The organism is Chloroflexota bacterium (assembly GCA_020161265.1).
In the GTDB taxonomy this organism is placed as follows: domain Bacteria; phylum Chloroflexota; class Chloroflexia; order Chloroflexales; family Herpetosiphonaceae; genus Herpetosiphon.
The window spans coordinates 202,252-217,118 of the sequence record JAIUOC010000005.1; the positions used below are offsets into that span (position 1 = coordinate 202,252).

At 48.3% G+C, this 14,867-nt stretch carries 11 protein-coding genes; 2 read left to right on the forward strand and 9 right to left on the reverse strand.

The genetic code is table 11. The features are described 5' to 3' along the window. Window positions 1–117 precede the first annotated feature (117 nt). The 9 genes from LCH85_12965 to LCH85_13005 all read right to left on the reverse strand — a co-directional run bounded on the left by LCH85_12965 (window position 118) and on the right by LCH85_13005 (window position 12,156). Entirely contained in the window at window positions 118–1,893 is a 1,776-nt protein-coding gene (locus LCH85_12965; protein ID MCA0352901.1) for a DUF5060 domain-containing protein, read from the reverse strand. A 47-nt stretch (window positions 1,894–1,940) separates the two neighbouring features. Next, window positions 1,941–3,293, reverse strand: a complete 1,353-nt coding sequence (locus LCH85_12970) for a sugar ABC transporter substrate-binding protein (protein ID MCA0352902.1) — start codon at window positions 3,291–3,293, stop codon at window positions 1,941–1,943. Between the two features lie 230 nt (window positions 3,294–3,523). Beyond that, window positions 3,524–4,522, reverse strand: coding sequence for a glycoside hydrolase family 130 protein (locus tag LCH85_12975; GenBank protein ID MCA0352903.1), 999 nt, complete (start codon window positions 4,520–4,522; stop codon window positions 3,524–3,526). A 23-nt stretch (window positions 4,523–4,545) separates the two neighbouring features. After that, a complete protein-coding gene (locus LCH85_12980; protein ID MCA0352904.1) occupies window positions 4,546–5,586 on the reverse strand; it encodes a LacI family transcriptional regulator in 1,041 nt (346 codons plus the stop codon). Between the two features lie 415 nt (window positions 5,587–6,001). Next, window positions 6,002–8,113, reverse strand: a complete 2,112-nt coding sequence (locus LCH85_12985; GenBank protein ID MCA0352905.1) for an EAL domain-containing protein — start codon at window positions 8,111–8,113, stop codon at window positions 6,002–6,004. Window positions 8,114–8,124: 11 nt separating this feature from the next. Beyond that, window positions 8,125–10,743: a PAS domain-containing protein gene (locus tag LCH85_12990; protein ID MCA0352906.1), complete on the reverse strand. Its 2,619-nt coding sequence runs from the start codon at window positions 10,741–10,743 to the stop codon at window positions 8,125–8,127. Window positions 10,744–10,871: 128 nt separating this feature from the next. Beyond that, a complete protein-coding gene (locus tag LCH85_12995; GenBank protein ID MCA0352907.1) occupies window positions 10,872–11,738 on the reverse strand; it encodes an alpha/beta hydrolase in 867 nt (288 codons plus the stop codon). Then, window positions 11,738–11,959, reverse strand: coding sequence for a hypothetical protein (locus tag LCH85_13000; GenBank protein MCA0352908.1), 222 nt, complete (start codon window positions 11,957–11,959; stop codon window positions 11,738–11,740). The genes LCH85_12995 and LCH85_13000 overlap by 1 nt, the downstream gene beginning before the upstream one ends. A gap of 2 nt (window positions 11,960–11,961) precedes the next feature. Next, window positions 11,962–12,156, reverse strand: a complete 195-nt coding sequence (locus tag LCH85_13005; GenBank protein ID MCA0352909.1) for a hypothetical protein — start codon at window positions 12,154–12,156, stop codon at window positions 11,962–11,964. 141 nt (window positions 12,157–12,297) lie between these two features. Between LCH85_13005 and LCH85_13010 the strand changes: the two genes are divergently transcribed. Both LCH85_13010 and LCH85_13015 read left to right on the forward strand, forming a co-directional pair. Next, window positions 12,298–13,758 carry a serine/threonine protein kinase gene (locus LCH85_13010; GenBank protein ID MCA0352910.1) on the forward strand — a complete coding sequence of 487 codons (1,461 nt, stop codon included), beginning with the start codon at window positions 12,298–12,300 and terminating at the stop codon, window positions 13,756–13,758. Between the two features lie 26 nt (window positions 13,759–13,784). Further along, window positions 13,785–14,825, forward strand: coding sequence for a glycosyltransferase family 4 protein (locus LCH85_13015; GenBank protein MCA0352911.1), 1,041 nt, complete (start codon window positions 13,785–13,787; stop codon window positions 14,823–14,825). Window positions 14,826–14,867: the final 42 nt, after the last annotated feature.

Genomic DNA, 14,867 nt, shown 5'->3' on the forward strand with positions numbered 1-14,867 from the left:
ATAAAAAGCCACATAGGCCGCTGAGCGCCACTATCACGCACGCCACTGATTGATAATTGTGCAACTGATAGCGACGACCCAACACCTACATGGCCAATGCTTGCCCCGCAATAAGGTTTATTGCTTGACTAATTTCAAGGCTAAATCGTAGTTGAAGCTTGGCACCGCAATGCTGGCTGCGTCGGCTTCAAGGGTTACCGTCGTTGGTTGCGACCATGCGCCAGTTTGCGGGTCGTACCACGTTGCTTGGTAGCTGCCGGCCTCAAGCCCATTCAACTTAAGCGTCAAATCGGCGTAGGTTGGTGGTACATATTCCCATGTATCGTTAAATTCACGCTTTTTGAGCGCTTCTTCATAGGCTTTGGTTAATGCTTCAGGCTCGTATTCGTTGCTGCGCACCCAGACTAAAGCCTGCGATTGCGTTTGTAAGGCCAAGGCCCGCGCTTTCAACGGTGAAACTTGGGCCACAACTGGGCTGTAGATCGTGAGATCTTGGTCTTTGAAAAATTCGGCCAACTTGCTGTATTCGCTCCACAAGTTGTCGGGATCGACCAAAGTATCCCACCACCAATACATGCCGCTGCCAGCAAAGCCACTGAATGGCGCAGCCCACAAGCCTTGATGAAACTGCCAAACATCCCGATTGATTACCTCGTCGCGCCCAGTGCCAGCATAGCCAAGTTCACTGACCAAGGCTGGTTTTTGTGGTGCTGCCGCGTTCAACTCACGGATTACCAAGGGGAAGGCTTGGCCTAAATCGCGGCCTGTGTAATCGTGGTGTTGGGTGAAGTTGATCTCTGGTTGTACCCACATCGAGGTACTGGTATTGCTGGCATAGCTGGTTGAAACCAAATGTTGATAGGGATCAAACTGGGCCAAATGACGGGTCATTTCGCTGATCCATGGCTGCATCAAAGCATCATTGATTGGTGTCCAATTGGCTTCGTTCCACCATTCCCAAGCGAATAGGCTGGGTGAATGTGCCCAACGAGCCGCGATGTAACGCACTCGATGCTTGAACACTTCGCGCGATTGAATATCGGTGGCAAACAAGCGCGGCTCGGCAATTGGCCCGCCATTCGCAGCGTTATACGGATTACTGGCCCACTCTGAATCAGTGGTGGTGCTAAATGCGCCATGGTTGATCAGCGTTAACATAATTGTGATGTTGCGCTGTTCGGCCAATTTGAAAATTTGGTCAAGCATCCACGCTTGTTGCATGCGTTTGGAATAATCGCCTAAGCCGGTATCTTGCCATTCGATGCCAAACGACCATGAGGCCATCCAAATTCGCGCAATATTGCCACCGTTTTTGCTTAATTGATCAAACCAGTGTTCATATTCGCGCAAAATGCCCGTGCCTTGTTGGGTTGACCAGCCCAAATTGAGGCCGATTGGCATAAAGAAGGTGCCATCTTGGCGGGCGAAATAGCGCGGATTGCTGGTGTTGATCCGTACAAAGCCTGGCGATTGCTTATTCGCTGAAACTTCAATCGTAATCACGTCGCTGCTCAGCGCTGGCTTGGCTAGCTCGGCCTTTACTTGCCATGCCCCTGGTTCGCTCGGCGTAAAGCGTACCCGCCATTCAGGGTTGCCTTTGGGTTGCAGCGAAAGTTGATCAAAATCTTGATACCAAAAGGCTGGCACGCGATAAATTTGGCCGGTTGCCGAGATAAAACTCACCATTAGATCGATTTGATTTGGATCGTAAGGATTGGCAACTTTGATATTGGTATCGATCGCCAACTCAATTGTGCCAAAAACCGCAGCATTGCCGGTTAAGGTACGTAAGCCGAGCGTTTGGTTGCCGCCCGATTCGTCAGCTTGGGTGCAGGCTGCAATCAACAGCAGCAGAACCATCCATAGGTGCAAACGATAGAGCCATCGACGCATAATTCCCCCTGTACAACTTCAAATCCCGAAGCGGCGCAATTACTGCCCTATGGTTGTAAATTGCGATTCATGATCTCCGCTGCTTGATCTAAAGCATCTTGGGGATCAGCGTTGTTGTAGACGACTTCTTGCAATAATTTTTGGACATCGGTGGTGCTTTCTTCCCAGCCAACGCACTTGGGCGGACCTGCCGATTGCTCCAACAAGCCACGGAAGCCAGCTTCGATATGGGTTGGCATTTTGGCGGCGCTCAGCAAGGGCAAACTTGGCGGCACATAATAGTTACTGGCACTTTGGGCATAGGTCGATTGAGCGGCGACCGCTTCTTCGGTATACAAAAAGCGAATAAATTCGGCAGCCAAATCTTTGTTCTGCGAGGCTTCCATTACGCCGATGACCCGCCCGCCAAGGAACGAGACACTTTGGCCTTTGGGGCTTTTGGGCAGTGGAGCTAAATCCCATTTGCCCGCCAACTCAGGCCGATTAAATTCAATGCTGGCAACGCTCCATGTTCCGGCATAGCTCACCAGATAATCGCCACTTTCGAGGCCACCTTCAATATCGAGGGCGGTATCGGTGGGAATTTGATATTTGGTGTAGAGATCGCGGAAGTAGGTCAATGCTTGTAAGCCAGCCGCCGAATTAATTGTGGCTTTGGAGCAATCGTCGTTATACAAACTGCCACCAGCTGAATATAAAAAGGTAAAGTAGCTGATCCAGCCAGCGTTATCCCAGCCAATCGCAAAGCCTTTTTTATTGATCGTGCGAGCTTTTTCTAGCACTTTGGTCAGTTCAGTCCAGTTTTGGGGAGCTTGCTGCATACCGACTAAATCGCGTAGCAGATCGGTGCGATAGAACATTCCCATCAACGCCACATCGAGTTGCAATGCATAGACCTCGCCTGTATCCAAAATCAACGAATCTTGGAGTTGCGGCAACATCTTTTGCTTAACATCGCTTACCACATCAGGATAGGCCTTTTGCAGATCGATCATCCCGCCCAATTTGCCAAACTCGATGCCCCACGACATGCCGCCAGCCATCAGATCTGGCCCGCGATCGGCGGCGATGGCCTCAAGAATTTGGGTATGGGCATCGCTCCAAGGCAAGGCTTGAACTTTGATCAAGACCCCAGGATTTTTCTGCACAAAAACATCTGCTGCTGCTTGAATTGAAAGTGCCTCGACCTCTGAGCCAGTTGACCAAATAACCAAGGCCTTATCTGCCGAGTTGGCGAGGGCTGGTACGGCGGTTGGCGGCGTGTCGGTGGGTAAGCTGGTTGGGTTGATTTGGGTTGGTGGCGTGGCTGCTTGACCGCAAGCTGCCAAAATCAGCAGAACGATCAAACTGAATCCGAGGCTCCGAACTGTGCGGGGTGGCTGAGATGGCTTACGGTGCATAACGCTGACCTCCCTTGGCCTATACATGCATCGATGCAGGTTGTTTGGGTATTGGCAGGTTGTGCATCGATAACCCTTCCCAAACATAATTAAGTATATATGTTAGTGCAAGTCTAGCGCTATCCCTTGGGCCAGCATCAATCTTCCTATTACGAGGTAGGTACGTTAGGTGAACAACCTACCTCGTTTGGAACGCCGCCCTAGACCGAATGGCCTAGTACTAGAACATTCTAGATCTCTGAATTGGCTTTAAGGAAGCTCAGCACTTCATCAACTTGGGCAAAAGCAATACCGGTAACAGTATCAGCACAGCCATAATAAATGGCAATTCGGCCTGTGGCAGCGTCGGTCAAGGCCGCACATGGGAAGGCCACATTCGGCACATCGCCAACACATTCATACAAGGTTTGGGGCGCAAGCAGATATGGCGCGGTGCGATAAATCACTTTCCAAGGCTGCTCCAAATCGAGCAAGGCGGCCCCAAAGCTATAGACAAAGCCATTGCACGAAGTCAACACGCCGTGATAGAACAACAACCAACCTTCGGTGGTTTCGATCGGGGTTGGGCCTGCGCCGATTTTGGTGCTTTGCCAGCCGCCTTTCGTGCCCATTACAAAGCGATGTTTGCCCCAGTGTTCCATATCGGGGCTTTCGCTGTAGTAAATATCGCCAAATGGCGTGTGGCCATTATCGCTGGGGCGGCTGACCATGGCATATTTGCCATTGATTCGGCGTGGGAAGAGCACCCCATTGCGATTAAACGGTAAGAAGGCATTTTCTAACTGATGGAAGGTTTCAAAATCGTAGGTATAAGCCACACCGATAGTTGGGCCGTGATAGCCATTACACCAGGTGACATAATAGCGATCTTCGATCCAACAGACCCGCGGATCATAACGATATTCAAAGGCCGTAACTTCGGGATCGCCCGAAAATTCCAATGGCTTGGGATCGATCTCCCAATTGACGGCATCTTTGCTAAAGCCACGGTGAATGTTCATCACGCGGCGTTTATCATCGCAGCGAAACACGCCAGCAAAGCCATCTTTGAAGGGCACAACAGCGCTGTTGAAGATACTATTTGAGGTGGGAATGGCATCACGCGGAATCACAGGATTGCCGCTGTAGCGCCAAACAACATCTGAATTGCCGACCGGACGTTCTTCCCATGGAATTGAGGGGAGCGCACTTCCAAGGATGGTGGTGGATTGAAGCGTCGCTGCTTCCATAGCTGATACTCCTACAAGGCAACCTACTTTGGTGGTTGCAAACGTTGAACTGATTGGCGTTCAAGCAACCTTGGCCGCAGCGAGACTGTCGCCGGAGCCTGGTCTGGATATTCGGCTCGATTGGCTAACAATTGCACCGCAAAGCGCCCCATGCTGACTTTATCGACATGCATTGTGGTAAGCGCTGGCGCAACATGCTGAGCCAGATCAATATTATCGAAACCAATAATTGATAAATCTTGGGGAATTTGGCGATGCAACGCCCTGGCAGCTTGGGTTGCGCCAATTGCCATAATATCGTTGGCACAAAACAGCGCGGTGATCTGCGGATGGCGCTGCAACAGAATGCTCGATGTATCGCTGCCTTCATGCATTGTGAGCAAGCAATCGCCAAAATACTGATCATGGATGCCATGATCGGTTAAGGCTTGAATATAGCCTTTGCGCCGTTCGGCAATGCTAGGGTAGGCCTCTTTGGTTGTCCCAATCAGGCCAATATGACGATGCCCATAGCTAATCAGATAGCTGACCGCTTCATAGGCCGCGCGGAAGTTATCTGAAACCACTGAATCGTAGACATGTTCGTGTGAGTAGCCATCGACCAAAACCGCCGGAATGCCCTCACGTTGCAAGAGCTTGGTGATAGTTGCATCGGCGAATGCGCCAACCAACAACACCCCATCAAGGTGATCTTCCGAGAGCAAACGGGGCATCTCTTGAGGATGATTATCCATATCAACTGGCACAGTGGCATACATCAAGTTAATATGCATTTTGCGACAGGCGGCCTCGATACCTGCGACAATCGGGGCATAAAATGGGTTGGTCAGTGGGCTATCGTCGCCAATTGAGGCCTTAACAATTACGCCTGCGTTGTGCAACGATTGCGAAACCAACTTCTCATGATTCAAGCGCTTGCGATAACCAAGATCACGGGCAATATCCAACACGCGGCGGCGTGTCTCGTCGTTAATCCCAGGCTTGTCGCGTAATACTAATGAAACTGTGGCCAACGAGACACCGCTTTGCCGCGCAATGTCTTCCATCGTGATCCGCTGTGTCATACATGTTCTCCTAGTCACCTTTGAATAGGCTCTCATGATGCCATAAAATAACGCTTTGGTTATCAAGCAACTTTATTGAAAAATTTAGAATAGTTTCAGCAACTCAATGTAGGTCATGGAGCCGCTTAGATTGCTAGCTGTTTCGGCCATAACCCAACTGCTACTGTAAAATTCTGTAAAGTTTATCTAAAAATTTTAGTAGAATTTCACTAAATATAGCGTATTGCAACCTAAATGTCAAGCTTAAATTTTAGCAATTAGATCGAATCTTTGCATGGAGTTTTAGGCTGGTTTAAGCGGTTGATTTTAGGGCTTTACGCATGACTAAGGCGTAAGCAGGTTGTTTAATTCCCGCTTACGCCTCTGTTATGTTGATGCTTAGTTTAGGAGAATACAGTTATGCCCAAAACTGCGTTTAGGCAACTTTGGCATTTAGTGGAACCGGAACCATGACCGTGCCTTGGGCAAAGTTGCGAATCAATGCCCGCGCCTCTTCTGGTGGCAACGCTTTGGAATACCACCAGCCTTGGCCAAAATCGCAGCCCATTTCGATCAACATCTGCGCGGTTTGGGCATCTTCTACGCCCTCGGCGACCACGGCACAACCCAACGAGCGTGCCATCAAGCTAATTAACTGGGCGATTGAGTGCTTACTGGCTCCGCTCTCAGGCTGAATAAACGTCCGATCGATCTTCAAAACATCAATTGGGGCACTATGCAACAAACTCAGTGAGGCATAGCCAGTGCCAAAATCGTCGATATGCACTTGGACGCCCAAATCATGCAATTCGTGCATCACTTCGACCGCACGATTACTTTGCATCATCACGCCTTCGGTAATTTCGGCACACAAATGCCGTGCAGGCATGCCAGTTTCAGCCAAAATGCTTTGAACTTGCTGAATCAGATTGGCTTGGAAAAATTGGCGATGGGTAAAATTAACGCTCAATTCCAAAGGCGGATGAAACTGAAATTCGTTTTGCCAAGCACAAATTTGTTGGCACGATTCGCGTAACAACTTCCAGCCAATTTGGGCTAAAATCCCAGTTTCTTCGGCAATAGCAAAAAACGAGGCTGGGCCAATCACGCCTTGAGTTGGGTGATTCCAACGCAACAACGCCTCAAAGCCCGATAACTCGCCCGTGGCTAGTTTGATAATTGGCTGATAATGCAAGCACAATTCATCGCGTTCGACCGCGCGGCGTAATTCAACCTCAAGTTGCAATGTACGCAAGGCCTCAACATGCATCTCTTCATCAAAGACGGCGCGACAACCACGACCTTGTGATTTAGCCCGATACATCGCGCTATCCACATCGCGCAACACTTCGTGATAATGCTTGTAATGATCGTCAATCACCACAATTCCAATGCTGGCTGCGGTAAAAACTTTATAGCCATCAATATGATATGGCTCAGCAACAACGCTTAATAAACGATCGGTAACTCGTAGAACATCATGCAGATCATTAACGCCATCAAGTAAAATGGTAAATTCATCGCCGCCCAGCCGTGCTACTAAATCATGGGAGCGAATACAACGCTCTAATCGTTGACCAACTTGGATTAACAATTTATCGCCAACAATATGGCCTAAGCTATCATTGATAATTTTAAAGCGATCAAGATCGATAAATAGCACGGCGTGGTGATGGTGTAAATGATAATGATCAAGAATATATTGCAAACGATTGATAAAAACATTCCGATTGGCTAAGCCTGTTAGGGCATCGTGCAAAGCTTGATGGCGAATATGCTCCTCTGCCGCATCAAGATCGCGCATATCACGCAGCACTAATACAATTCCAGCAATAGCTTCATCTTCTTCGCGAATTTGCGAAATACTCGGTGCAACTACTAATTCTTCTTGCTCGTTTATCAGAATTTGACGCGGGAGTAATACATGATGATTAGCTTGTTGAATTAGATAGGGCAAATCAAATTGATAGGTTATTTTGCTTTCACGATCCATAAGATTAACCACATCGCCTATAAATTGGCCAATTAATGCATCATTCGGTCGATTTAACAAGCTACTGGCGGTCGGATTGGCGAATTTAATCAAGCCATAGATATCTGTTGTAATAATTGCATCATCAACGCTGTTCAAAGTGCTTGAATATAAGCGTTCCATGCGCCGCAAGCGCTGATCCACGCGATGGCGATACAAGCCCATTTCGATTGCACTTAGCAAATCACGATCTTCAAAGGGCTTGACCAAGTAGGCATACGGTTCGGTTGCCTTGGCGCGACTCAAGGTTTCAGGGTCAGAGTAGGCGGTAAGATAAATAATCGGCAAACCATAACGTTTTTGAATTTGTTCGGCGGTGCTGATGCCATCAAGTTGGCCTTGCAAATGAATGTCCATCACGATCAAATCGGGGCATTGTTCGGCAATAAATTCGAGCGCGGCCTCACCGCAACTAAAGCTGCCAATCACGTTATAGCCCGCTGCCTTGAGCGCTTGCGCCATATCCAAGGCCACAATTACTTCATCTTCAACAATGACAATGCTTGCTTTGCTCATATGCTGGTCCTTTATTTACGTGGAATTGTTAGCTTAAACACAGTGCCAGCCGTTGAAAGTTGCTGAATCGAGGCACCAAGTTGGCGAATCAGGGCATGCACTAATTCAAGCCCCATCGAGTTGGATGGTTGACGATCAGTTGGCATCCCGATGCCGTCATCGCCAATTTCTAGCTCCACAAACTGCTGATCATAGCTGCCCTTCAACCAAATCCGGCCAGTCTCTTGGGCGACAAAGGCATGTTTGAAACTATTCGTCAGAAGTTCATTGATAATTAATCCTAGCTGAATCGTTGTATCAGTATTCAGGTTTACTGGCTCAAGCTGGATATTAATTGAAATTGTTGGGCGATTAGTATGTGAACGGCGGAAAAACTGCACAAGATGCTTGATATATTCGGCTAAATCGATATACCGTAAATCTGATGAACGATACAATTGTTCGTGAACAAGTGCCATTGCATGAATGCGGCTTTGGCTTTCGAGAAAACGATCGCGGGTATTTGGATCGCTAATTTGGCGAGCTTGTAAATTGAGCAAGCTTGAAACAATTTGTAAATTGTTCTTAACTCGATGATGAATTTCTTGTAGGAGCACCATTTTTTCTTCCAACGATGCTTGCAATTGTTCACGATGCGAATAGAGTTCGCTAACATCTTGCAATGCTGATAAAATTGAGCTGGCATACCCAGTTTCATCAGTTTGAAATACTGTATCGTAGCCAATAATCCAGCGCCATTGACCATCGCGGTGCTTAATGCGAAAGCGATTTTGAATAATTGTACCTGGCTTGGAAGTATATAAACTTGGCAAATAAGCATCAATTTGGATCAAATCATCAGGATGAATTAAGCTACGTAAATCCATTTCTTGCATTTCGAGCATTTCGTTTGTCCCATACCCAAGCATCGATTCTAATGAGCGATTGATATACGTTATTTGATTGAGCTTTACATCATATTTATAGACAATACAGGGAATCGAAGCGTTAATTTGCTCAACAAGATGCTTACTTTCTTCCAACGATTGCTGAAGATTACGACTCGCGGTGATATCTTCGAGCACAAAACAAAAACGTTGGCCAATTGGCGAAGTGATGACAACTGGCCCAATTGTTGCAGTATAGATAATGTTCGAATCGAATGGATCGTTATAGTCAAAGCGTTCAGGCTGACCTTTGGTTCGGCTGCGCTGAAAATATTGAATCCAACGATCAATATCTGCTTGGGGTATTCCAAGCTGGCTCATCGTCATTTCAGCATAGTTAGCTGCAAGTTGCCATTGCTTAACCGTCATTGTATTGGCGGTCAACAACACTAAATCAGCTTCAGGCGTAATTTCAACTACTCCCATCATTACGGGAGTACTAGCATAAAAACTACGTAATAAGGCTTGGCTCTCGACTAAGGCCTCTTCGGTTTTACGTCGCCGATCGAGTTCACGATTGAGCTGGACATTTTTATTTGATAACTCATTTGTGCGTTCTTCAACCTGTTCTTCTAAACGACGAACCATCAGCATTAATGCCTGCTCTTGTTCGCGCAACTCAGCATATAAACGGGTTTGTTCGAGTGCTTCAACAAAACGCGTGCCAATATCACGCGCAATCTCAAGATCTTCTTGCATAAATGGCAAATTGATGTGAGTACGCAATAAACTTAAGATTCCAACTGGATGTTCATTCCAATAGAGTCCAACCATAAGTATGCTGTGTAATTTATATTCACCTAATAGCGGTTGAAATTCGCTTGATTCAAGTAGTAATTGATGCTCATAGATATTTAATGCTAAAGGTTGATTAGAAATAAGCACTTGATAGCGTAACGAATCTGGTGATAATTGATCAGCCCATTCTGCCGACATCCGATAGAGTTGGGTGCGATAATCGGCTTGATGATGATGAAAAATCTCTTGCTGAATCTGGTTGGTTTGGCTCATACTCAGAATTTGGATCATACAGCCATCGCTAAAATGCTGGCACAAATGCTTACTCAACGCCATGAGCATACGATCCAAATTCAAACCAGTGCGAGCCAAAATATGCGACGATTCGCTCATCATCTGCATGCGCTGGTAGGCTTGCACCTCGTATTCGCGGGCATAGCGAGCATCCAAATGCAGGCTGAGATTAGCAATTGCTTGTGCTAACACAACATAAAGTGGATGTTCGCTGGGTGGGCTAGCCTCGGCGACTTCGAGCACAACGATGCCCCACAAACGACCATAGGCTTGCAAAGGAATCAGCCACACAGGTTCGTTTGTGCTAGGCAGTGGTAAACCAAATTCAGTTGGTTTAGCCAAGCGTTGAGGAGCCAAAAGTGCCTGCGGAGCACTGAAATAATACTGTTCCAGCCAAGCTAAACGGGTTGCTTGAGCTAAAAGTTGATAGTGATCTGCTTGGCCGAGCACAAAACCTTGCAGCAATGTTTTCGGATCGGTGGGGATAAATAGCAGCCAAGTGGTCAAATGGGTCAGCCAAGGTTTAAAATAGTGGGACAGGCTTTCGCCAGCTAAACTTTCATTGGCAACCAAGGTCACAAACTGATTAAGCGCCAATTGCCAAGGCGTAGCTTGCTGGCCTAGGGCGATAGTTGGCAAAGCATCGGCATCAGATTGTTGCAGAAAACTCATGCAGCTACCACCTTTCATAATCGGCCAATTGCGCAAGGCAGATCATAGCAAGGCTTCACAGGTTCGTCAGGATGACTAGCGCCTTATTTGTAGGGTAGACATCTGGTCTACCCTGCTTCACCATGGTTCTACCACTCACCCCGTACAAATGGGATCAACACAGCATTCACCTCATTGGGCGCTTCTTGTTGTACCCAATGGCTCACATCGCTCAGGTAGCGGATGCGTAAATCGGTTACATAGCGCTCAGTGCCATAGGTTAATTCTTGGCCCAGCGCTGTATCAGCAGTGCCCCAAATTAACAACGTTGGCACATGAATATGATACGTCGATAATTGACGGAGATAGCGCGAGCCTTGGCGGATATAGGCGCGATACCAATTAATCATCGCCCGTAATGCCCCAGGTTGGCCCCAAGCCTGATGATAGGCCTGAATATCTTCAGCGCTAAACACGCCAGGCCGTTGCACCGCGCCAGTTAAAGCTTTGGTCAGCACTTGAAAGTTGTTGCGTTTGGCCGACCACTCAGGCAAATGAGGTACTTGAAAGGCAAACATATACCACGAACGCAGCATCTGACGTGGGTTAGTCAAAAGACCTTTGGCCATGAGCAGCGGATGCGGCACATTCATAATGACCAAGCGCTCAACATAACCATGATAGCGCATGGCAAACATCCACGCTACCGCTGCGCCCCAATCGTGGCCGACAATTGTTGCTCGCTCAAAGCCCAAATGCTCGATGAGCGCCCGTACATCATCAATTAATAGATCAATTGTGTAGTGCTGCCACAACGCTGGCTTATCCGAGAGGTTATAGCCACGTTGATCGAGTGCAACGACCGTGTGGGTTTCGGCCAAGGCTGGAATTTGATGCCGCCACGAATACCAAAATTCGGGAAAGCCATGCAACAGCACCACCAACGGCCCGCTGCCAGCTCGTACATAATGCAAATTAAGCCCATTGATCAAGGCTGTTGCATGTTCAAGTTCCATTAATCGTCCTCTTTTTTCAGTAAGGTTTCGCGGGCATTGGCGGCTTTGGCAGCGAGCAAACGCAAGGCATATTCGGTTTCTGAATCGTTATGCAAGTGGGCCGGCTTCATCAATAGGCCAGCCATTTGCTGCAAATGCGCCAATTCGGCTGGGTTTTTGGCCTCGATCGCTTGGGCAATTGCTTGGCGCAAGTGTTGTTGAATAAACTCAATTGTTAACATAATTAAGCTCCTTTCACGGCCTGCGCTAAATGAGCAAAGCGTTGGGCATTGGCTGAATCATCGGCTTGGCGGGCTAGATCGGCCAAAAATTCACATAAACGCTGCATCTGGCGTAACTCAATTTGGCCACCATCAAGCGTTTTACGGGCAATCAAGGCCTCGGCATACTCGTAAATAGCATCAATCGATAAAGCCATCATCAACCTCCATACACCAATAATTTGTTAATTGAGGATTGCTGCCATCATTGAAACTTCTGTGTTAGACTGTGCAACAGTTGCTCATAGCATAGCGTAGCATACAGCAGGAAATGGTGCTGAGCCTAAGGAACCATAGATATGAGTATAGCAACCGAGCGAACGTTGTGTCCAATCTGTGGCACCGATAATCGCAATGATGCCAAATTCTGCCAGCAATGTGGCAATAATATAGTTTTGAATAATCGCTATCGCATCACCCGTGCCATCAAGGAAGGCGGCATGGGCGCGGTGTATGCTGCCACCGATCAAAGTGGTAAACGCTATGCGCTTAAATCATTGATCGATCGGTTTAACGATAAAGCCGAACGTGACGAGGCAATTGAACGTTTTAAAGAAGAGGCCTCGATTCTACGTGAATTGCAGCACCCGCAAATTCCCCATGTGTATGGCGATTTTTTGCATGGTGGGCGCTACTACCTCGCGATGGATTTTGTCGAGGGCGACGATTTAGAAGATTTGCAGCGCCATCAAGCCAACGAACAATTCGATGAACCAACTGTGTTGCACTGGGCTGAGCAAATTGCCAATGTACTCGATTATTTGCACGAACGGCGTTTGATCTATCGCGATGTCAAGCCATCTAATATTATGATCGAACGGAAAACTGGTGATGTTAAAGTTGTTGATTTTGGGATTGCCAAATTATTTCAGCCCAACGAGCGCGGCACATTAATTGGCACACCTGGCTATTCGCCGCCTGAGCAATATCAAGGCCAAGCTACCCCGCAATCGGATATTTACGCCTTGGGCGCGACCTTGCATCATTTATTAACCGGCCGCGACCCACGCGATGAAGCGCCGTTTTCCTTTCCACCAGTGCGCCAGCTTGCGCCCAAGGTTTCGGCGGCCACCGAGCAGGCTATCAGCAAAGCCTTGGAAATGGAAATTAGCAAGCGTTGGAAAAGTGCCGCAGCCTTTCGCGCCGCTTTGCCCTTGGAATCATTGCGCAAACCTAAGCCTAAGCCCAAGCCTCAACCACAAGCAACGGTGATTCTGGAGCAAAAACCGCAAAAACCAGCCATGGCCGCCAGCGTTGGCGCGATTCCGCAACCGCAAAAGGCTGCACCAACCACGAGCACCAAGCCCAAACCCAAGCCCAAAAGCCAGCCTTTGCCTGCCAAACCTAAACCAGCCGCCAAGCCGCAAAAGCGCTTTCGGCCATGGATTCCCCTGCTAACAATTATCATTGTCGGGGTGTTATTGGCGCTCGGCATTCCAGGCATGGATCAAAAGATTTTGAATTTGTTCAACTCAAGCACTACCACCAGCGTTACGCCAATTCCGCAAGCGGCCACCACCCGCTGGGTTGAGCGCAATATTGTGGTTAGTGTTGCTGAGGGCACAAGCGATACTGAGATTGCCAATCAATTGAAACAGCAATATCGCCAAGCGATAGTTGCTGAATTTGGCAATACTGCTAAAATCAACGAGGCATTGCTGACCTTTGTCGGTGGAAATCCCCGCAATATCGGCACTGATGCTAGTGGCATCCGCTACGAAGTAACAATTCGCGCCTCGGTTGCCATTCCTAAGCCCTAATCCGCACGAGGAAGTTGCAGACATTTATGCTAAAGCCACTCTACATTTCGCCGCTCGGCAAGGGCGGCGTTGATATTGGCATTCAAAATATCACCCGTTCGATGCAACGAGCTGGCCATCAACCAAGTTTACGCCGTTTATCGCACCTATTTAATTTTGCCCCGATGGCAGCGAAATTAGCACTTGGCCGCAATTGGTGGCAAGGCCATGATCTGGTTCAGGCACGTTCACGTTGCGCATGGGCCTTACGCGCACCTGGCTTGCCACTCATCACGACGGTGCATCACATCGTGACTGACCCGCTACTCCAGCCTTATAGCTCACCGCAACAACGTTTGTTTTATCGCTTGGTTGAAAAAACCTACGATGGCTTATCGGTACGTTTGGCTGATGAAGTGATTTGTGTCAGCCGTTACACGCAGGAGCAAACCCGCCTGACCTATGGCGATCGCCCAACTACCGTGATTTATGATGGGATTGATACTGAAGCTTTTACTCCAGCTCCTGAGTTTCAGCGCACCAACGATTTGCCTGAGCATACCGCACCGATTCGTTTGCTGTTTGTTGGCAATCGCACGCGGCGCAAAGGCTTTGATCTGCTGCCAAAAATTATGGATCAACTGGGGCCGCAATATGTGCTGTATTACACCGAGTCGTTTCAAGGGGTACAGGCAGCGCCGCCGCATCCGCAGATGGTGCGGATCGGCACGCCCGACCGTGATGGTTTGATTGCGGCCTATCGTTCCTGTGATGTATTGCTGTTTCCGGCGCGAGTTGAAGGCTTTGGGATTGTTGCAGCCGAGGCAGGAGCTTGTGGCAAGCCTGTCATCACCACCAACGCCTCAGCCTTGCCCGAAGTGGTTAATCATGGCGAAACTGGGCTGCTCTGCGAATTGGATAATGTCCAAGCCTTTGTTCAAGCCATCCAAGAGTTGGGCGAAGATCCAGCACGGCGTTTGCAGATGGGTCAAGCTGCCCGCGAACGCGTAGCCAGCAATTTTGGCTACGATGTCTTGGCGCGAGAGCTAGAAGTAGTGTATCGTCGTGCTTTATTTGGCACTGCCTAGAAACTAGCTATTGCGTAATAAAAAAGCAGTAGTTTGATACTA

Bases quoted from the DNA above. Each gene is read 5' to 3' on its own strand.
- LCH85_12995 (MCA0352907.1), bottom strand. From the start codon at position 11,738: ATGGAACTTGAACATGCAACAGCCTTGATCAATGGGCTTAATTTGCAT.
- LCH85_12970 (MCA0352902.1), bottom strand. From the start codon at position 3,293: ATGCACCGTAAGCCATCTCAGCCACCCCGCACAGTTCGGAGCCTCGGA.
- LCH85_12990 (MCA0352906.1), bottom strand. From the start codon at position 10,743: ATGAGTTTTCTGCAACAATCTGATGCCGATGCTTTGCCAACTATCGCC.
- LCH85_12980 (MCA0352904.1), bottom strand. From the start codon at position 5,586: ATGACACAGCGGATCACGATGGAAGACATTGCGCGGCAAAGCGGTGTC.
- LCH85_12965 (MCA0352901.1), bottom strand. From the start codon at position 1,893: ATGCGTCGATGGCTCTATCGTTTGCACCTATGGATGGTTCTGCTGCTG.
- LCH85_13015 (MCA0352911.1), top strand. From the start codon at position 13,785: ATGCTAAAGCCACTCTACATTTCGCCGCTCGGCAAGGGCGGCGTTGAT.
- LCH85_13010 (MCA0352910.1), top strand. From the start codon at position 12,298: ATGAGTATAGCAACCGAGCGAACGTTGTGTCCAATCTGTGGCACCGAT.
- LCH85_12975 (MCA0352903.1), bottom strand. From the start codon at position 4,522: ATGGAAGCAGCGACGCTTCAATCCACCACCATCCTTGGAAGTGCGCTC.
- LCH85_12985 (MCA0352905.1), bottom strand. From the start codon at position 8,113: ATGAGCAAAGCAAGCATTGTCATTGTTGAAGATGAAGTAATTGTGGCC.
- LCH85_13005 (MCA0352909.1), bottom strand. From the start codon at position 12,156: ATGGCTTTATCGATTGATGCTATTTACGAGTATGCCGAGGCCTTGATT.
- LCH85_13000 (MCA0352908.1), bottom strand. From the start codon at position 11,959: ATGTTAACAATTGAGTTTATTCAACAACACTTGCGCCAAGCAATTGCC.